Source organism: Paenibacillus terrisolis, from assembly GCF_056171975.1.
The window spans coordinates 36054-53935 of the sequence record NZ_JBKFGG010000030.1 but is presented as its reverse complement, the minus strand read 5'-3'; the positions used below and the strand labels follow the sequence as shown (position 1 = coordinate 53935).

The following is a 17882-nucleotide window of genomic DNA, read 5'->3' as shown; positions in this document are numbered from 1 at the left end:
GGTATCCATTAGCGGAGGGATACCAACAGCAGATGAACCACGTTATTTCCGGTTTGATCGACTAGTTAGGGAGGTGGGCTGAATGAAAGAAATAAACATTGCGAAAGTACTTGTTAATAAACGGAAGGAAAAAGCAATCACTCAAGATGAGCTTGCCGGTTTTATTGGCGTATCCAAAGCTTCCGTCTCTAAATGGGAAACGGGACAAAGTTACCCGGACGTTGCTTTGCTTCCGCAGCTAGCGGCATACTTCAATATCACCATCGATGATCTCATGGACTACAAACCGCAAATGACCAAAGAGAACATTCGTAAGCTTTATCAAAAGTTATCCGCCGACTTTGCATCCGAAGCCTTTGATGAAGTGATGAACCGTTGTCGCGAAGCCGTTAAAAAGTATTTTGCTTGTTTTCCCCTGCTTTTTCAAATGGGGGTGTTGATTCTAAACCACAGCACGCTTTCCAAGGAGCAAGAAAAGGCGATTCTTCTCGTCCGGGAAGCCATGGACCTGTTTGTGCGCGTTAAAACGGAAAGCGGGGATGTCGAATTAGTAAAACAAGCTATTTATATGGAAGCGCTGTGCCGGATTTCCGTCGGCGATCCCAATGCAGCTCTGGAGCTCCTGGAAGGAGCAACCACGCCGGCGTTGCCGCCTGAGTCCCTACTGGCATCCGCTTATCAATTAACCGGTCGAATCGAAGACGCAAAATCGGTCTTGCAGGCCGGAATCTATCAAAACATCGTGGTGCTCTTCAATTTCTTCATTGCCTATCTTTCGCTCTGCGCAAACGTTCCGGACAAACATGAGGAAGTGTTGCGACGTACGCTTGTCGTCGCGGATGCCTTTGATTTAAAGCATCTTCACCCCGCCGTTTTCATCAATGTCTATATCTCGGCCGCGCAAGCCTATGTCGGGCAAGGCAAGAATGATAAGGCGCTGGATATGCTGCAATGCTATTCCGAGGTGGTGACCGGGGAGATTTACCCGCTGCGCCTGCACGGAGACGATTTTTTTGATTTGGTCGACGGGTGGCTTGATGATATGGACTTAGGCACGGCTCTTCCTCGAGACGAAAGAACAGCAAGACAAAGCATGTCCGGTATCGTCATCGACAACCCCAATTTTACGTCACTCAAGGACGATCCGCGTTTTCTGCAAATCGTAGAAAAGCTGAAAAAAAACATCCCTTAGGAGGCTAAACATATGGTAACGCTTAAAGAATATTTGCCCTTTCTCATTCCTCTTGGGGCGGCACAGCTTGTTTTGGCGATTACAGCGTTCATCCATGTTTTGAAGCATCCCCGCTATCGTTTCGGCAGCAAAGCGCTGTGGATCGTTATCGTTTTGCTTGTGAACACAGTCGGGCCAATTGTCTATTTTGTTTTCGGCAGAGGTGAGGAACAGTGACTATTCTGGAAATCAAACAGCTTTATAAACGTTTTGGGGAGCATTCCGTAATCAGTGGATTGGATTTATCGGTTCCCGAACACTCGGTATTCGGCTTTGTCGGACAAAACGGCGCAGGAAAAACAACAACCATGAAAATGATATTGGGACTAATCAAACCGGATGCGGGCATTATTACTGTCTGCGGCGACAAAGTGAGCTACGGGGAAACGAAAAGCAATCGTCATATTGGCTACCTGCCCGACGTTCCGTCATTTTACGGTTACATGAGTCCCATGGAATATCTTTCGCTTTGCGGTGAAATCACGGGATTGCCGAAGGCTAAAATCAAAAAAAGAAGCGAAGAACTTCTAGCGCTTGTCGGACTTGGAGATGTAAAGCGGAGGATCAGCGGGTTTTCCCGCGGGATGAAACAGCGGCTGGGCATTGCTCAGGCATTGCTGCACGAGCCGCGGTTGCTGATTTGCGATGAGCCGACCTCCGCGCTTGACCCGGTGGGCAGAAAAGAGATTCTCGAAGTTTTATCCGCAGCAAAAGGAAAGACGACCGTAGTTTTGTCCACCCATATTCTTACGGATGTTGAGCGCATCTGCGATCATGTTGCCGTATTGCATGAAGGAAAGCTGGCGCTTAACGGCACGCTCTCCGAAATTAAAAAACGGCATCGGCACGACGGTTTTGTCATTGATTTTAGAACCGCGGAGGAGGCCGCTTATTATAGGGATTGCTTGAAATTCGACTCCGCAGCGGCAACGATAACCCAAAAAGGTCCATCTTTGACGGTGAGATTTTCAGATATGGAAAGCGGCGGGAGGCATTTAATTGACCTTCTCTCCGAAAAACAAATCACACCGCTTAAATTTGAAATCATGGAGCCAACTCTGGAGACCTTGTTTATGGAGGCGGTACAGTGAGAACTTATACGGCTTTTCTCAAAAAAGAGCTCCTCGAAAGTGTACGAACGTATAAACTGCTTATTATGCTGATTGTATTTTTTATTTTTGGCTTGTCGAGTCCGCTTACCGCAAAACTAATGCCCGAACTCCTGTCCTCTTTCGTACCGAACGGGATGACCCTAACCCTCGCTGAACCCGCCGCCATCGACTCCTGGATGCAATTTTTCAAAAACACTTCCCAGATGGGTCTCATTTTGACCGTGATTATATTCAGCGGTGTTTTGGCGACAGAGCTATCTCGTGGAACACTCGTCAATTTGCTGACAAAAGGATTGTCGAGAAGCGCCGTAGTCCTGTCCAAATTTATCGCCATGTTCTTAATTTGGACGATCAGCTACATGGCGGCATTTGGAGTTGCTTGGGGTTACACGGTCTATTTTTTCCCGGACGACAGACTATCCCATTTATTGTTTTCCGTATTCTGTTTGTGGTTATTTGGAATATTTTTGCTGGCTGTGCTTCTGTTCTCGGCAACGCTGGTTAGAGGCCATTATGGAACCCTGCTCCTCACAGGCTCGGTTGTAGTTGTTCTGGCAGCGGCGAACATCTTACCCAGTGTCAAGAAGTTTAACCCGCTGTCTTTGGCCGTAAAAAGCACAGCAGTGCTTACCGGTTCAGTAAAAGTGTCGGACCTTCTGTACGCCGTGGGAACATCCGGCATCTGTTCGCTGCTTCTGATTGCTGCCGCTGCCGCCGTATTCAGGAAGCAACTGCTTCCATGACAAAGTCAGGAGTCCGGATCTCTCCAAACTCCTGATTGGCTAAGCTATGAAGCTACGGTAACCGCAGCGTTTCCCCATGGTGCAGCAGCCGGATGGTCTCTTCGTCGATGCCACGGCGCTTGCGATCGGCCTCGAGGCGGTCCAGCGCCTCCCGCGCGGTGTCGTCGGCGAGCCGGAACGTGCCATAATGCATCGGCACCATCAGTTTGCCTTTGACATCGACAAATGCCTGAAGCGCTTCTTCCGGCGTCGTATGCTGGGAGGTCATGAACCACTCCGGCTCATAGGCGCCGATCGGCAGCAGCGCTACGTCGATATCGAACCGCTCCCCGATTTCGGAAAATCCGCGAAAGTACCCGCTGTCTCCGGCAAAATAAATCACCTTTGGCTTTTTCCCCTCCGGTCTCTTCAACGGTTCCAAAACATACCCGCCCCAGTGCGACGTATTGGTATCGAACAAAGTTCGGCGAGTCCAGTGCTGGGTGGGAACGAAAGAAATTTTTACGTTCCCGATTTGCGCATGCTCCCACCAGCTTAATTCCTGTACGCGGTGGAATCCTCTCCGCTTCAGTTTGCGGCTCAGCCCGACCGGAACAATAATTGAAGTCCGGCTTCCGTACAACCGGCGAATCGAGGCCATATGCATATGATCGTAATGCGAATGCGAGATTAAAATGAGATCGATAGGCGGAATATCTTTGATCGAGATGCCCGGTGCAGTAAGCCGGCGCTGAAATCCCATCCGCAGAGCCCAAACGGGATCCGTGATGATGTTCAGCCCTTCGTATTGAAGCAAAAAAGTGGCATGGCCAATCCAGGTTACGGACGTGTCCATCCGGTTGGCCAGCAAATAGTCAAGCTCGGGCTGCGCGCAGGGGACGCAATAAGAATAGTCTTTCTTCTTCCTGCGGCGTTCTTCCCGCCATTGTCTGAACTGCTTCAAGGTTTTGTCCGTGCTTACGTTGTCAATGTTGTTGTAGCGAATTCTCGCCATTTCCGGGGTTTCCCTCCTTCTACTCCCCTCCAGGTTATCACCTGTTTTTCCTTTATTTTAAAACATCTCCGGACTTTATCCAATCAAGTTCTAATCGGAAGGGTCCCGGTATTTATTGGCATACAGGAACAAAAAGAGTACGGCGGCAACCACGACAAGCTCCGGAGCAACCATGACCAGAAAGTGTTCCATGCTGGATATCACCCCTTCTTCGGCGAACTTCCGCGCACATATTTGGCGTTAAACAGAAACAGCCGCATCAGCAAAAAGAGCGAAGGAACCAGTATGCACAATCCGGCGACAAAAGCGACAATCAGCGAGACGGCCATCGTCTCGTTCGTGAAGCTATCGTATACACTTACCTGATCGTAGAGGATAAACGGAAGATGCGAGCGGCCATAGCCGTACCAGGCAAAAGCAAACTGCAGCATGACGAACAGAAAGGACCATCCGAGATATTCCCTTTTCCACATCAAATATACAGCGATGAAATAACAGAGTAACGAAGCGATAAACATCCACGCCATATTCAGCATATTGCCGAAATGCTCCGCGTTTTGCCGGTTCATTTGGAAAAAGGCAAACAGGCAGGCAAGGATCGTCGGCCCGCTCCACAGCAGGGCATAACCGCGCAGTACTTTAAAAGCCGCCTGATCCTCCGCACGGTAGGCATAATAGGCCAAAAACATGGCGGAGATGTAAAGCACGGACACCAATGCCAACAAGATCACCGACCAAGTGAAAGGATTGGCGAAAAAGGCGCCCCAATCCAGCAGGACCCTTCCCCCGCTTTCACGGATGATTCCGCCTTCGGAAATCGCCAGGATCGTCGAAAGTGCCGCCGGAATAAGCAAGCCGGTCGCCCCGTAGATGGCCATGTACGTTTTGTTGTTCTCTTTGCTGCTCCCATAGGTGTTATATGCGTAATAAGCCCCGCGCAGTGCAAGAAGAACAGTGACCAGGCTCCCCGGTACAAGCAGCGCCGTGCCGTAATAATACGCCGAGTCCGGGAAAAACCCGACCAACCCGACGACGAAAAAGATCAGGAAAACGTTCGTCACCTCCCAGACCGGGGACAAATACCGTTGAACGATATCGTGAATCTGATTTTCGTGTCCGGTGGCCACGCTGTAATAGCTAAAAAAGCCCGCCCCGAAATCGACGGAAGCCACGATCAGATAGCCGAAAAGAAACGTCCACAAAACAGTGATGCCCACGAGTTCATAACTCATGATGACTTTCCCCCCTCAATTCCGAGCTCGCGCATTTCCGCCATAACTTCTTTGTTACGAAACAGCTTGGCCAGCACCATCACGCAGGAAAAGCACAAGACGATATACAGCAGCGCGAACAATACAAGCATCGCCCCAACCGTCGTCTGCGTGGTTGCCGCTTCCCCCACTCTCATGTATCCCCGCACGATCCACGGCTGCCGCCCAAACTCCGCGAACATCCAGCCAAGCTCCATCGCCACGATCGCCAGCGGACCCAGCGCCAGAATCCCGAGCAGCAGCCACAACGGGTAACCCTTTTCTCGTCCTCTTCCGGGCAGACGGCGTCGAAGCAGGTACAAAAACGGAATCAATACGAGCAAAATGCCGATCGTCACTTTCAGGTCGAACATATAATGGATCATCAGCGGAGGCCGTTCGTCCGCGGGAATCTCATTCAGCCCGATCACCCGGGTATTCGGCAAGCCGCCCGCCAAAACGCTGAGAGCGTACGGGATCTTTAGCGCATATTTGACCGTCCCGGTCGATTCGTCAAGCACCCCGCCGTAGATCAGCGGCGCCTGCGTTCTCGTATCGAAATGCCACTCCGCGGCCGCCAGCTTTTCCGGCTGGTACTTAGCAAGAAACTTTCCGGAGAAATCGCCGATCACCGCCGTCGAAACCGCAAACACAAACATCGCCGTCACCGTCAGTTTGAGCGCCTTCTTGAAATAGATATGCGTGCGGCCGCGCAGCAGGCTGTATGCCGTCACGCTGGCGAGCAGTCCGGCGCTGACCGTATAGGAGGATGCCAGAACATGCGACACCTTGGTTGGCGTAGCGGGATTAAACATGGCGACCAAAGGCCGGACATCGGCAAAGACGCCGTTTTTGAGCGTAAATCCCTGCGGCGTGTTCATGAACGCGTTCAGCGTCGTAATAAAAAACGCCGAGGTGGAAGATCCCAGCGCCACGGGAATGAGCAGCAGCAGATGCAGCATCGGCCTTTTGAACCTTTCCCAGGTGTACAAATAAATACCGAGAAATATCGCTTCGATAAAAAAAGCGAACGTCTCCATGAACAGCGGCAACGCGATGGCCTGACCGGCTACCCGCATGAACGTCGGCCACAGCAAACTGAGCTGCAGCCCGATGGAGGTTCCCGTAACGACGCCAATGGCGACGGAAATGACGAACCCCCGGGCCCAGCGGCGGGCCAGCAGGGTATAATGCGGATCCCCGGTGCGAATGCCCCGCCATTCCGCCAATGCGATCATCAGCGGCACGCCGACGCCGACGGTAGCAAATATGATATGCACGAACAACGTTAGTCCGGTAAGCATCCGGCTAAGCGTAACGGTATCCAGAGACGACATAAGCCACTCTCGCTTCCCTACGAAATTTTTAAAAGTAACCCAGGTAACGGATCAAACCTTTGATGACCCCGTACAGCATAATGACGGCAAGAACAAGACAAATGACGGCCAGCGTCTTTTCCTGTTTTTTGAACAAGTCCACCGCCTCCCTGCTGTTAGTGTGTCGCTTCGATTCCTTTTTATTCCTGCGAACCCATGTTATATCTCCCTGCTATAAGGGAATCTCCTCTATTGTTCGGAACAAGGCAGGCAGAATTCTTAAATTTGAGGTAAAATAAACGAGAAAGGAGATGTGAACATTCCATGAAAATTATTTTTATAGAACCGACCCCCAGTCCGAACTCCATGAAGCTCCATTTGGACGAAAGTCTGGAACCGGGGATTCGCAAAACATATACGTTAGACAACGAACGTTCGGCGCCCGCCTGGATTCGTCAGCTGCTGCAAATCCAGGGGGTGAAAAGCATTTTTCACACCGCCGATTTCCTGGCGCTCGACCGGAAGGGCACTGCCGACTGGGCGGCTATTTTGTCCGAAGTGCAGCGCCAGTTCGGACAGGAGAACGTAGAGTCCGCCTGGGAAGAAGGCAGCGAACAGCCAGCAGGATACGGAGAGGCCCAGGTATTCGTGCAGTTCTTCCGCGGCATCCCGATGCAAATCCGGGTTAAAGCCGGAGCGCGGGAGGAGCGGATCTCCTTGTCCGACCGGTTCGTAGCCACGGTCACGGAGGTCGCCAGCGCAACGCTGATCAAAGAGCGCAAGCTGACCGATTACGGGGCCCGCTATGGAGAACTGGCGGACATCGCCCGCGAGGTCGAGCAGGAACTGGAGGCGGCTTATCCGCCTGAGCGCCTGAAAGCCATCGCCGCACAGGCGATCGCCCACGGCCGCAGCGAGTCCGAGTTCGTCGAGCAGCGCCGGGCGTTAAGCTTGGACGAAGTCCGGGAGCGGCTGCGGGATGAAGACTGGCGCGTCCGGTACGCCGCGCTGGAAAGCCTGCAGCAGCCGGGCGTGGATGCGCTGCCGCTGCTGGCGGAAGCGCTGCGCGACCGCCAGATGCACGTGCGCCGGCTGGCGGTGGTGTACCTCGGCGACCTGCGGACGCCGGAAGCGCTGGAGCTGCTGTACGAAGCGCTCCGCGACGCTTCCCCGGCCGTACGCCGAAGCGCCGGCGATACACTGTCCGACATCGGCGATCCGTCCGCGACGGGGCCGATGGTGCAGGCGCTGACGGACAGCAGCAAGCTTGTCCGCTGGCGGGCCGCGCGCTTCCTGTACGAGGTTGGCACCGACGAAGCGCTGGACGCGCTGCGGGCCGCGGCGGACGACCCCGAGTTCGAGGTTGGCCTGCAGGCCAGAATGGCGGTCGAACGCATCGAATCCGGCGAACAAGCGGCGGGAACCGTCTGGCAGCAGATGGCCAATCGGAGAGCTTAGGCTCCATAGACGTTTTGTTTTGTTAATAATTTGACATTGCCCTGCCATTCATCATGCGCTATACTATGAAAATGTTTGACAAAGTTAACTAAATAATAGCCTCATCATTTTGACGGTGAGGTAGAGGTCGCGATTGTGAAGAGTATTCCGGAGGAGGCGTTTGAAGCCGCCGAAGAATCCGGGAAAAAGGCACAGTCGCCGAAGTGTGCGTTCGCCGGCTTCAATGGCGCCATGCTGGGGCTGTTTCCGAAAGGAACAGAACTGTCACGATTGTCCCAGTCACCCGGGGATATCGTGTTGAGCTATCTTTATGGAGAAATGGTGCGGATCAACCGGTATATTATGGCCGCGGAATCCTTTCCGCGGCCTTTTTGCATAAATCGAGGCCTAACCGCCGCCGCTTTAGCTCAGTCTCATTCGGGGAAGATTAGTATTGAAGGAGTAGAGTTCACATGAGCAAGAAAAAAATCGCGACGCCCGCCACCCTGAAACCGGGGCTAAAAGCGCGTCACATGACGATGATCGCGCTGGGCGGTTCCATCGGAACCGGGCTGTTCCTCGCCAGCGGCGGTGCCATCGCCTCCGCGGGGCCGGGCGGCGCTATTTTGGCCTATGCGGCCGTTGGCATTATGGTTTATTTTTTGATGACGAGCCTGGGCGAACTCGCCACTTACATGCCGGATCCCGGTTCTTTTGAAACCTATGCCACCCGCTATGTCGATTCGTCGCTAGGGTTCGCTATGGGCTGGAACTATTGGTACAACTGGGCCATCACGATCGCTGCCGAGCTGTCCGCCGCCACGTTGATCATCAAATACTGGTTCCCGAACAGTTCCTCGCTGCTGTGGAGCGTGCTGTTCCTTGCCCTGATTCTCGGTCTGAACATCTTGTCCGTCAAAGGATACGGGGAATCGGAATACTGGTTCGCCATGATCAAAATTGCCGTTGTCATCGTTTTCCTGGTCGTCGGCGTCTTGATGATCTTCGGCATTATGGGCGGCAAAGCCGTAGGCTTCTCCAACTTTACGGTCGGCAACGCTCCCTTTAACGGCGGATTCTTCACGTTCCTCGGCGTGTTTATGGCCGCGGGCTTCTCGTTCCAAGGTACGGAAATGGTCGGCGTCGCCGCCGGCGAAAGCCATAATCCGAGGGAGCATGTACCGCGTGCCATCCGCCAGGTTTTCTGGCGCATTCTGATTTTTTATATTTTAGCGATGCTTGTCATCGGCCTGCTGATCCCTTACACGAACCCGGACCTGCTCAAGAGCGGCGTCGACGCCATCGGCGTCAGCCCATTCACGATCGTGTTCGAGAAAGCCGGACTGGCCATCGCCGCTTCCGTGATGAACGCCGTCATCCTGACCTCCGTGCTGTCGGCCGGGAACTCCGGGATGTACGCCTCCTCCCGGATCCTGTACTCGTTGGCCAAACGCGGGCTGGCTCCGAAATTCCTCGGCCGCCTCAGCCGCCGCGGCTTGCCGACGAACGCCCTGCTGCTGACGACGCTCGTCGGCATGACTGCGTTCTTCGCCTCGCTGTTCGGCGACGGCGTAGTATATACCTGGCTGCTGAATGCTTCCGGCATGTGCGGCTTTATCACCTGGCTTGGCATCGCCGTCAGCCATTACCGTTTCCGCCGGGCATATGTCGCCCAGGGCCGGGATCTAAACGATCTGCCGTATAAAGCCCGCTGGTTTCCGTTCGGACCGATTTTCGCCTTCGTACTCTGCTCTATCGTCATTCTCGGACAAAATCTGTCCGCGTTTACGGGCGAATCGGTCGACTGGTACGGCGTTGTCGTTTCCTACATCAGCTTGCCGTTGTTCCTGGTCCTCTGGCTCGGCTTCAAATGGAGCAAAGGTATTAAAATGATTCCGCTGAAGGAATGCGATTTTGAGGTTCATCCTGCAAACAAGAAATAAGGCGATAATTGCTTCCAGGTTGTCCACCTAAAAACGGGATTATCCACAGGATCGTGTATTTGATCCTGGAGATAATCCCGTTTATTTGCTATAAGCCCCGGTCCGCGAGGAAGCGCGTCTTTATCCGGCTAACGAACCGTAAAACTCTTATTTGCCTCTAAAGATGGAAGTTTCATGTTCTAACGGACCCAGGAAGCTTTATTCGTCCCAAAAAAGCCCCAAAGGCTCGTTTTAAGGTCAAATAAGGGCTGTAGGGTTCGTTACATTTCTCAAACGCCAAATTTCGTTGAAATAACGGCATTACGATTCGTTAAAACGTTGATGCTCGCTGCAGGTTGCAGGCTCTTGTCAACATCGCTTTCGGTATGAAGGCTCCGCTCCAGGAGTTTTTCATTTCAAAATCTACTCCCAATAAATCTCTACCCGCAAGTCCTCCGTGCCTTCCAGCGGTTCGGTCAGGTAACGGATGTTCCGGATGTTCAGATCGTATAGCTTGCTCAAGTCTTCCAGCAGTTGCTGCTCCGAACCGGAATAACGCACAACAACGGAGGATTCCTTCGATGCCATCCCTTTCTTGACCTTGTCGGTCAGTCCTTTGGCATCCTTAACCGCCGCGCCGGCGTCGAATAAATCATAGCCCAACTGCTTTTTCAGGTTGAGGTATGCGTTCGTTTTCGTTCCGCCTCGGCTGATCAAGGTTTGCAGTGAAGTCAGATAGGCCGTCGTGGTTTTGGGATAATCGCTTGCGACCCACCGGTGGTCCTTCCTCATTTGCTCGTCGGTTCGCAGATAGTAAGTATATTGGACCTGCCCCGCTACATCCGGCACCGGATCGTCCCAGGTCGTGTCGAGATGGTACCAGCGGCCATCGAGGTTAACCAGGTTCCAGGCATGCGCCTGGCCTCCGGCCGTTCCTTCCACGATGAGATTTTGCAGCCCCGCTCCCTTCAGCAGCTTATAGGTCAGCAGAGCATACCCTTGGCAGACGGCTTCGCCGGTACTCAACCCTTCGTAAGCGGTATATCTTTGCAGATCGGTATCGTATTTCAAATTCAGGACGACGTAATCATGAATCGCTTTGATTTTCTGATGACCGTCCATCCCGGGCTTCACCAGCCCTTGGAGAATCGCGGCTACCCTTTGATTGACATACGCGGTTTGCGCAGCGGTTTCCCGATACTTCACCTGCAGATTGATTTTGGCGTAACCCGACGTTCCCCGCCAGGTGTATTCGTAGCGGTCCACGATATATTTGGTGTAAGGGTCGGTTTCAAGCGCTTCGGCCACCACCTGCTTCAGTATGGCCTTCAGATTTTTGGTCGAGCCTTTATAACTCACGTCGATGGAGGTTTGGCGAGCCGCCAGCCCTTTCATTAGCATGGACTGAACTTCCTGGGATGTCGTCGCTTCCGCACTCGCGGCGGCGTACACGGGGACGGTTCCCCATTCCGACGCCTCGCCGCTCAGCAGCATGGCGCCGGCTATGCCTACAACCAGCCATCTTTTAGGAAAATAATGCCGCAAAAGTATTCCCTCCCCCTTCAGGTCCTGCTGCCTTCACCCACCTAAACTGTTCCCTCAATTCTTAATTAAGTAAGTCTCACCGCCATTGTAACACAAGCCTTGCGCAATTAACTTCTAATTTTGTCGATGGATCAAAAGGACTTTTGTTCTTAAAAAAGACGTAAAAATGACTTAAAATTTCCATACTTCTCCTACAAAACGGATTTTCTATTAAGTATAATAAAAAACGTAATATGTGATTTAAGTCATTGCATCAATTATTTTAATGGGAATGGAGAACCTCGGATGACCTACGTGAATATTTCGGATATTTCTGTCCAACTGTTTGTAACCGTCATGTTCTTTCTGCTTCTGATCGCCCCGCTGGTCAGTCTCGGGGCTCTGCGCCTGTTTCAAGGCCGGAAGAAAGCCGGATTTTCGCTGATCGGCGGCGGAATCGCAGGGTATTTCGTCTTCCAGCTTGTCGCAGGTTTAATTAGTTGAAGAAAAAGAGAGCGGAATCTCTCACCCACTCTCTTCACCCAAAGACCCGGTAAGGGTCTATTTATTTTGTTTTTCTCGTGGATTTAAGTGAGCCGCAGATTAAAACCTTATTCCGCAAGCGCCTTGTCAAACTGGGTTTTGTTCATGCCCAAGATGCGATGTTCGCCGATCAGCGTTACCGGGACGGCACGCATGCCCATATCCCAAACCTCTTTGGCGTAGTCGTCGTTTTGCTCGATATTGCGTTCTTCGTACGCGACTCCTTTTTCGCTCAAAAAGCTTTTGACTTGCCGGCAGTGAGGGCAGTTGGTGGTTGTATATACGATTGCTTTTTCCATGTTCATTTCCTCCTCGTTGGTTTGAAAGTTATGATAAAAAATACATTTGCGATAAGCCGGTTATTTGACTCCCGCCACCGAAGCCTCATGCTCCAGGTTTTCGATGAATTTCTCGCAATCAAGAGCGGCCATGCATCCGCTGCCTGCAGCGGTGATGGCTTGGCGATAACGGGTGTCCTGCACGTCGCCGCAAGCGAATACCCCAGGAACATTGGTCTCGGACGTTCCCGGCTTCACGACGATATAGCCGTTCGCATCGGTATCGATTTGTCCGTCCAGGAAACCGGTATTCGGATGATGCCCAATTGCAACGAACACACCGCTGGCTTCGATGATTTCTTCTTCGCCCGTTTCGTTGTTGCGGACTTTCAGTCCGGAAACGCCGGTTTCGGTAGCCACCACTTCAAGCGGCGTGCGGTTGAGCGCCCATTCCACTTTTTCGTTGCTGCGCAGGCGGTCCTGCATGATTTTCGAAGCGCGAAGCTCGCCGCGGCGGTGTACCAAAGTCACCTTTGAACCGAACCGTGTCAAGAAACCCGCTTCTTCCAAAGCGGAGTCTCCGCCGCCGACCACAATAATCTCTTTGCCGCGGAAGAAAAATCCGTCGCAGGTCGCGCAAGTGCTTACGCCGCGGCCCACGTTGACTTCTTCGCCGGGAATGCCCAAATATTTAGCCGTTGCACCGGTAGAGAGCAACAGCGTATCGGTAACCAGTTCGCCGAGCCCTTCCACTTGAAGCTTGAAAGGACGTTTGCTGAGGTCCACGCTGTTCACCCAGCCCGTGCGGAATTCCGCGCCGAAACGCTCTGCTTGCTTGCGCATATTATCCATCAATTCCGGTCCCATGATGCCGTCCGGGAACCCCGGAAAGTTCTCCACTTCCGTTGTTGTCGTCAATTGCCCGCCGGGCTGCGGCCCTTCGATAATCAGCGGGTTCAGATTGGCCCGCGCCAGATAGATTGCCGCCGTAAGTCCCGCCGGCCCCGTTCCGATAATAATAGATTTATACATAATTTTAATCCTCCTAAACCGTAGGCTGAATATAGAGAAGTTGAATCTCAAACGAAAAAATTAGAATAACTATCATCTAAATTCATTATGTTAAATTGGCGTAAGAGTGTCAATATTCGTACCGGATGGGTTGTGTGAAATTTAAATGAAGGAATGATGAAGAAAACTTCCAAAGATTTACCGCAGGAGACGCAGTCCGTTCAAAATAACGAGCAGCGTGCTTCCTTCATGGCCCACAACGCCTAGCGGAAGCGGGATGCCCTGAACAAAGTTGCTCGTAATCAGCAGCAAAATCACGCCGGCCGCAAAAATCAGGTTCTGCTTGACGATCGTTCTGGCCCGGCGGGCTAAAACGATAGTCTCGGCCACCAGTTCCAGGTTATCGTTCATCAGCACGACATCGGCCACTTCCAGTGCAGCACCGCTTCCGCCGCCCCCCATAGCTACGCCCACCGTGGCGACCGCCAGCGCCGGTGCGTCGTTGACACCATCGCCGACCATCACCGTGGAGCCATGCTCCGCCCGCAGCTTTTTGACGTGTTTCACCTTATCCTGGGGCAAAAGATCGCCAAATACGAGGTCGATGCCCGCCTCTTTGGCGACGGCACGGGCCGTGCCGCTCCGGTCGCCCGTCAGCATCGCCGCGAATATCCCGTGCTTATGCAGCTGCGCGATGGCGGCTTTGGCCCGGGGGCGAACAATGTCGCGCAGCGCGATGACTCCGACGTAGCTTCCGCTGCATTGGATGACGGAAACCGTGCTGCCGTCATCGATCAGCTCCCGCATGCGCTGCGCAAGCTTCGGCGGAAGCGCCGGCTCATGCTCGTTGGCCTTGCCGATCCGCCAGATATCGCCGCCGATCACGGCTTCAATGCCCCAGCCGGCCAGGGCTTTCAGTTGATCCACCGGCGGCAAGCCGACCGCCTCCTCTTCGGCGGCCCGAACGATGGCCAGAGCGAGCGGATGCTCCGACAGGCTTTCCGCCGCCGCGCAAGCGGCCAACACCTCTAGCCGGTCGCATCCCTCCGCGACGTACAGTTCCGTGACGACCGGGGCTCCCGCCGTAAGCGTCCCGGTCTTGTCGAAGGCGACAACCTTTGCGCTTCCCAAATTGTCCATGTGGGCTCCTCCCTTGAAGAGCACTCCTTTTCTGGCGCTTTTCGACATCGCCGACAGCATGGCCGGCATCACTGAAGAAACCAACGCGCAAGGCGAAGCGACCACCAGAAAAACCATCGCTTTATAGAACGTAAAAGACCAAGTCCATCCAAGCAGAAGCGGAGGAAGAAGAATAAAAGCGCAGGTCAGCAGGACTACTCCCTTGGCGTATGCTCCTTCAAGCCTTTTGATGAACCGCTGCGTCTGCGGTACTTCGCTTTGCGCCTGCTCCACAAGCGCGATGATTTTGGCGAACAGCGTCCCTTCGGACTGGCTGGTGACCTCGATATATAAGGCGCCCTCCCCGTTCAACGTGCCCGCGTATACGCCGTCGCCCATTGCTTTATCCACCGGAATCGATTCCCCGGTAATCGCCGACTGGTTTACGGAAGACACGCCGCTCTGAACCAGCCCGTCGGCCGGGATGACTTCCGCCGGTTTCACCAGGATCAAATCCCCCGCCAACAACTCACCCACCGGTACCGTTCTAACGCCATCCTCATCTACCCTTAGCGCCGTTTCCGGCTTCAGCGCAATCAGCGCGGAAATATCCTTGCGGCTGCGCTCGCTGGCGAACGACTCCAGAGCGCCGCTTAATGAAAAAATGAAGATCAGCATAGCGCCCTCGTTCCAATATCCGATCGATGCGGCACCCAGCGCCGCCGCAATCATCAAAAGATTAACGTCGAGGTCCCGTTCCTTGATCAGCGTGATCAAGCCCTCTCGAGCCTGGCGGAATCCCCCGATGCCGTATGCGGCGATATAGAACAAGATGGACAGCAAATTTGAAAAACTTCCTATTCCCCAAGCGGCCAATAAAAGTACCCCGCTGCTGACAGCAAACAACATTTCCCGGTGGCGAAGCAGACTCAGCGCAAACGGTCGGCGACGAGGCCCCGGATCCGGGTTTGCTGATTTTTTGACGGCTGCCATCGGCTTAGAAACGGCTTCCATACTTTCTCCTCCTTAGGATTCGTACAAGTTTACTGAGAATGAATACTATTGTTAACCTCCTGAAAACGACACATGCCGCCCCGGGGGCCCCCGGAGCAGCATGTTAATGAGAACGATAATCAATTTTGTATTAGGACAAGAATGTTTACCTAGAGAAACTTTACTTTTATTTTAAACTAATATTCAAAAAATGTAAACAAATTTTGGCAGAAAATTAAGGACTATATTGCATTATTCAGTACAGGATATTATACTGAGTTCATCTAGTGGTCAATATACAGTACTGAACACTATCTATTCGAGATTGATTCCCTGGATTTTATTAAATGATCTCCACGTAACCCGAGGTGATGCGAATGAATGTCCAATTGAAAAAAGGCGCTCTGGAGCTGTGCGTGCTGGTGCTCATTGCGAAAAAAGACCAGTACGGATACGAGCTTGCCCAGAAAATAACCGAAAAGATCGAACTGGCGGAAGGAACGCTGTATCCGATTCTGAGGAGACTCACGAAAGATAAATATTTGACCTGCTATCTGTCCGATTCTTCGGAAGGCCCGGCGCGCAAGTATTACTCGATCACGGAATCCGGCAGGCGTCAGCTCGATGAATTAATCGCGCAGTGGATGCCCTTTGCGAGGGCGGTCAACGATTTCATAGCAGAAGGGATGAGTACCGATGGGGAGAACTGAATTTATGGAAAGCCTGGAAAACCTGCTTTTAAGCATACCTGCGGAAGAGAGAAAGGAAATTTTGTACGATTACGAAGAACATTTCGAAGCCGGGAACCTCGCCGGAAAAAGCGAAGAGGATATTATCACAAAATTGGGCTCCCCCTCCCTGCTTGCCAAAGATCTGTTGCTGGATTACAGCATCTCCGCAGCCGAAAATCGAAAAAGCTTCTCCAATGTCATGCGCGCGGTTTTGAAAGTAGCCCGGATGGACTTCGTCAATATTTTGCTGGTTGCTGTGCCCGTGTTTCTGCTGCTTCTTCTCATGGCCTCGCTAAGTATCGTTTCCGTGGCCATGATACTGAGCCCCGTGCTTATCGTCGTAAATCTGGTTCAGCAGGGCTTCGAGCAGTTCTTTTTCTATCTGTTCGCGACCATGACGTTATTCAGTTTGGGAATTTTGCTTGGCGTGAGCCTAAAGGGACTTTCGGAGCATTTCTATGCCCTGATTCTAAGCTTGGTGAAACATAAATCCGGATTGCAAGGGAGAGCGGCCGTATGAAAAAACTTGTATATTTCGCCGCGGCACTGCTTGTCGTCGGCTTGATCGGCACCGCCGTGACGGTTCCGAAGACCGATACGCTGGAAGCGCTGGGGATTTTTCAGGATAAGGATAATCCGGAGGATATCTCAATCCAAAAGGATAAACCCGGAGAGTCCGGAAAAGATTTAGATGAAGCCATCCGGGACTACCAAAAGGATGTAACCGACAGCACCACCGCTTTGGTTGACGGAATTATGGACGATGTGTCCGGAATCGTGTCCGACGCCGTGGCGTCAGGCGGAACAAGCACCGGCAGTACAAACAACGGAATTCAGGCGGATGACGGCAGCATGCGGGAGATTAATATTTCCGGCAGCGAAAGCGTGGTCGGGGTCACAAACATCGTCATTCAAACCGCAGTGTCGAACGTGAAGCTGGTTCCGGCGCCCGATTCCGGCAAAATCTCCGCCAAGCTGGAAGGGAAAATCAGCAGCTATGTTACCGATAAGGCTCTGTCTCCCCTGCTCGACATCCAGGGCGATACCCTATACATCAAGGCGGAACGCAAGCTGAACAACATGAGCAATCTTCATGTCGATGCGACGCTGACCGTCCAAATTCCCAGCGCCGTCTTTGAGAAGTTGTCGGCCGAAACCGCAACCGGCAACATTACTGCCGCCGGGCTTCGCACCAAGAGCAGCCTGGAGCTGACCAGCGCCAGCGGGAACATTGATCTAAGCGGGGCCGAGGCGAAGAAAATCAGCTTGCGCTGCGATACCGGACATATTGATGCCGGCGGGCTTCAAGGCGAAATCGCGCTCCGCACCACCACCGGAAACATCGATCTCGATCAGCAGGAAACCGGGCTCGCCGGCGACTTGATCACCGAATCCACAACCGGCAATATTTCGCTTCTGTTGAAGAAGTCTCAACCGTTAACTCTTGGATTCAATACCGAACTGGGCAAAGGAAACGTTGAGCTTCCTGGCATAGAATTAGACAAGCAAACGGACAAAGAGATTGTAGGCAAGGTAGGAACAGGCAAATACCAAATTAAAGTAAGCACTACGACGGGCAATTTCAGCATGGAATAAACAAAGCCGCTATTCTTGGTTCCCGAATGGGGAACTAAAGAATAGCGGCTTTGTTTTTTTGCACGATTTCCGGTTTTCGAGT

The 17882-nt window shown here is 52.7% G+C and carries 18 protein-coding genes and 1 riboswitch; of the genes, 10 read left to right on the top strand and 8 right to left on the bottom strand.

What is annotated here, in order from left to right:
• Window positions 1–82: 82 nt before the first annotated feature.
• Genes ACI48K_RS20445 through ACI48K_RS20430 form a run of 4 tightly spaced genes read left to right on the top strand, consistent with a single transcriptional unit; the run spans window position 83 to window position 3086 of the window.
• Complete coding sequence (locus tag ACI48K_RS20445; RefSeq protein ID WP_475029482.1) at window positions 83–1192, top strand: helix-turn-helix domain-containing protein; 1110 nt, start codon at window positions 83–85, stop codon at window positions 1190–1192.
• Window positions 1193–1204: 12 nt separating this feature from the next.
• Complete coding sequence (locus ACI48K_RS20440; RefSeq protein ID WP_475029481.1) at window positions 1205–1408, top strand: PLD nuclease N-terminal domain-containing protein; 204 nt, start codon at window positions 1205–1207, stop codon at window positions 1406–1408.
• Window positions 1405–2322: an ABC transporter ATP-binding protein gene (locus ACI48K_RS20435; RefSeq protein WP_475029480.1), complete on the top strand. Its 918-nt coding sequence runs from the start codon at window positions 1405–1407 to the stop codon at window positions 2320–2322. The genes ACI48K_RS20440 and ACI48K_RS20435 overlap by 4 nt, the downstream gene beginning before the upstream one ends.
• Window positions 2319–3086, top strand: a complete 768-nt coding sequence (locus tag ACI48K_RS20430) for an ABC transporter permease (protein WP_475029479.1) — start codon at window positions 2319–2321, stop codon at window positions 3084–3086. Before ACI48K_RS20435 ends, ACI48K_RS20430 begins: the two co-directional genes overlap by 4 nt.
• Before the next feature lie 52 nt (window positions 3087–3138).
• Here ACI48K_RS20430 and ACI48K_RS20425 read toward each other — a convergent pair whose 3' ends face one another.
• From ACI48K_RS20425 to ACI48K_RS20410, 4 genes are all read right to left on the bottom strand, one after another.
• Window positions 3139–4080, bottom strand: coding sequence for an MBL fold metallo-hydrolase (locus tag ACI48K_RS20425; protein WP_475029478.1), 942 nt, complete (start codon window positions 4078–4080; stop codon window positions 3139–3141).
• Window positions 4081–4170: 90 nt separating this feature from the next.
• The gene (gene cydS / locus ACI48K_RS20420; protein WP_475029477.1) at window positions 4171–4272 is read right to left on the bottom strand and encodes a cytochrome bd oxidase small subunit CydS family protein; all 102 of its coding nucleotides are present in this window, start codon (window positions 4270–4272) and stop codon (window positions 4171–4173) included.
• Between the two features lie 8 nt (window positions 4273–4280).
• The gene (locus ACI48K_RS20415) at window positions 4281–5312 is read right to left on the bottom strand and encodes a cytochrome d ubiquinol oxidase subunit II (protein WP_475029476.1); all 1032 of its coding nucleotides are present in this window, start codon (window positions 5310–5312) and stop codon (window positions 4281–4283) included.
• Window positions 5309–6667, bottom strand: coding sequence for a cytochrome ubiquinol oxidase subunit I (locus tag ACI48K_RS20410; RefSeq protein WP_475029475.1), 1359 nt, complete (start codon window positions 6665–6667; stop codon window positions 5309–5311). The genes ACI48K_RS20415 and ACI48K_RS20410 overlap by 4 nt, the downstream gene beginning before the upstream one ends.
• 303 nt (window positions 6668–6970) lie before the next feature.
• On the opposite strand from ACI48K_RS20410, the gene ACI48K_RS20405 reads away from it, so the two are divergent.
• Window positions 6971–8104 carry a virulence factor gene (locus ACI48K_RS20405; RefSeq protein ID WP_475029474.1) on the top strand — a complete coding sequence of 378 codons (1134 nt, stop codon included), beginning with the start codon at window positions 6971–6973 and terminating at the stop codon, window positions 8102–8104.
• A gap of 113 nt (window positions 8105–8217) precedes the next feature.
• A riboswitch (Lysine riboswitch) is annotated at window positions 8218–8417 on the top strand.
• Between the two features lie 139 nt (window positions 8418–8556).
• On the top strand, window positions 8557–10026 hold the full coding sequence (locus ACI48K_RS20400) for an amino acid permease (protein WP_475029473.1): 1470 nt from the start codon (window positions 8557–8559) through the stop codon (window positions 10024–10026).
• A gap of 402 nt (window positions 10027–10428) precedes the next feature.
• Here ACI48K_RS20400 and ACI48K_RS20395 read toward each other — a convergent pair whose 3' ends face one another.
• On the bottom strand, window positions 10429–11550 hold the full coding sequence (locus ACI48K_RS20395; protein WP_475029472.1) for a transglutaminase domain-containing protein: 1122 nt from the start codon (window positions 11548–11550) through the stop codon (window positions 10429–10431).
• 285 nt (window positions 11551–11835) lie between these two features.
• Here ACI48K_RS20395 and ACI48K_RS20390 point away from each other — a divergent pair, with 285 nt between their 5' ends.
• A complete protein-coding gene (locus ACI48K_RS20390) occupies window positions 11836–12033 on the top strand; it encodes a hypothetical protein (RefSeq protein WP_475029471.1) in 198 nt (65 codons plus the stop codon).
• A gap of 107 nt (window positions 12034–12140) precedes the next feature.
• Here the strand turns inward: ACI48K_RS20390 and ACI48K_RS20385 are convergent, their stop codons facing one another.
• The 3 genes from ACI48K_RS20385 to ACI48K_RS20375 all read right to left on the bottom strand — a co-directional run bounded on the left by ACI48K_RS20385 (window position 12141) and on the right by ACI48K_RS20375 (window position 15494).
• Window positions 12141–12371, bottom strand: a complete 231-nt coding sequence (locus ACI48K_RS20385; RefSeq protein ID WP_475029470.1) for a glutaredoxin family protein — start codon at window positions 12369–12371, stop codon at window positions 12141–12143.
• Between the two features lie 60 nt (window positions 12372–12431).
• Entirely contained in the window at window positions 12432–13382 is a 951-nt protein-coding gene (gene trxB / locus ACI48K_RS20380; RefSeq protein WP_475029469.1) for a thioredoxin-disulfide reductase, read from the bottom strand.
• Between the two features lie 177 nt (window positions 13383–13559).
• Window positions 13560–15494: a heavy metal translocating P-type ATPase gene (locus tag ACI48K_RS20375; RefSeq protein ID WP_475029468.1), complete on the bottom strand. Its 1935-nt coding sequence runs from the start codon at window positions 15492–15494 to the stop codon at window positions 13560–13562.
• A 356-nt stretch (window positions 15495–15850) separates the two neighbouring features.
• On the opposite strand from ACI48K_RS20375, the gene ACI48K_RS20370 reads away from it, so the two are divergent.
• From ACI48K_RS20370 to ACI48K_RS20360, 3 genes are read left to right on the top strand one after another with little or no spacing between them, the layout of a single operon-like run.
• The gene (locus ACI48K_RS20370) at window positions 15851–16183 is read left to right on the top strand and encodes a PadR family transcriptional regulator (protein WP_475029467.1); all 333 of its coding nucleotides are present in this window, start codon (window positions 15851–15853) and stop codon (window positions 16181–16183) included.
• A complete protein-coding gene (locus ACI48K_RS20365; protein WP_475029466.1) occupies window positions 16170–16724 on the top strand; it encodes an HAAS signaling domain-containing protein in 555 nt (184 codons plus the stop codon). Before ACI48K_RS20370 ends, ACI48K_RS20365 begins: the two co-directional genes overlap by 14 nt.
• Window positions 16721–17800: a DUF4097 family beta strand repeat-containing protein gene (locus ACI48K_RS20360; protein ID WP_475029465.1), complete on the top strand. Its 1080-nt coding sequence runs from the start codon at window positions 16721–16723 to the stop codon at window positions 17798–17800. The genes ACI48K_RS20365 and ACI48K_RS20360 overlap by 4 nt, the downstream gene beginning before the upstream one ends.
• Window positions 17801–17882: the final 82 nt, after the last annotated feature.

Coding starts and splice junctions, on each gene's coding strand:
- ACI48K_RS20445 (WP_475029482.1), top strand. CDS start 83: ATGAAAGAAATAAACATTGCGAAAGTACTTGTTAATAAACGGAAGGAA.
- ACI48K_RS20440 (WP_475029481.1), top strand. CDS start 1,205: ATGGTAACGCTTAAAGAATATTTGCCCTTTCTCATTCCTCTTGGGGCG.
- ACI48K_RS20425 (WP_475029478.1), bottom strand. CDS start 4,080: ATGGCGAGAATTCGCTACAACAACATTGACAACGTAAGCACGGACAAA.
- cydS (WP_475029477.1), bottom strand. CDS start 4,272: ATGGAACACTTTCTGGTCATGGTTGCTCCGGAGCTTGTCGTGGTTGCC.
- ACI48K_RS20415 (WP_475029476.1), bottom strand. CDS start 5,312: ATGAGTTATGAACTCGTGGGCATCACTGTTTTGTGGACGTTTCTTTTC.
- ACI48K_RS20410 (WP_475029475.1), bottom strand. CDS start 6,667: ATGTCGTCTCTGGATACCGTTACGCTTAGCCGGATGCTTACCGGACTA.
- ACI48K_RS20405 (WP_475029474.1), top strand. CDS start 6,971: ATGAAAATTATTTTTATAGAACCGACCCCCAGTCCGAACTCCATGAAG.
- ACI48K_RS20400 (WP_475029473.1), top strand. CDS start 8,557: ATGAGCAAGAAAAAAATCGCGACGCCCGCCACCCTGAAACCGGGGCTA.
- ACI48K_RS20390 (WP_475029471.1), top strand. CDS start 11,836: ATGACCTACGTGAATATTTCGGATATTTCTGTCCAACTGTTTGTAACC.
- ACI48K_RS20385 (WP_475029470.1), bottom strand. CDS start 12,371: ATGGAAAAAGCAATCGTATATACAACCACCAACTGCCCTCACTGCCGG.
- trxB (WP_475029469.1), bottom strand. CDS start 13,382: ATGTATAAATCTATTATTATCGGAACGGGGCCGGCGGGACTTACGGCG.
- ACI48K_RS20375 (WP_475029468.1), bottom strand. CDS start 15,494: ATGGAAGCCGTTTCTAAGCCGATGGCAGCCGTCAAAAAATCAGCAAAC.
- ACI48K_RS20370 (WP_475029467.1), top strand. CDS start 15,851: ATGAATGTCCAATTGAAAAAAGGCGCTCTGGAGCTGTGCGTGCTGGTG.
- ACI48K_RS20365 (WP_475029466.1), top strand. CDS start 16,170: ATGGGGAGAACTGAATTTATGGAAAGCCTGGAAAACCTGCTTTTAAGC.
- ACI48K_RS20360 (WP_475029465.1), top strand. CDS start 16,721: ATGAAAAAACTTGTATATTTCGCCGCGGCACTGCTTGTCGTCGGCTTG.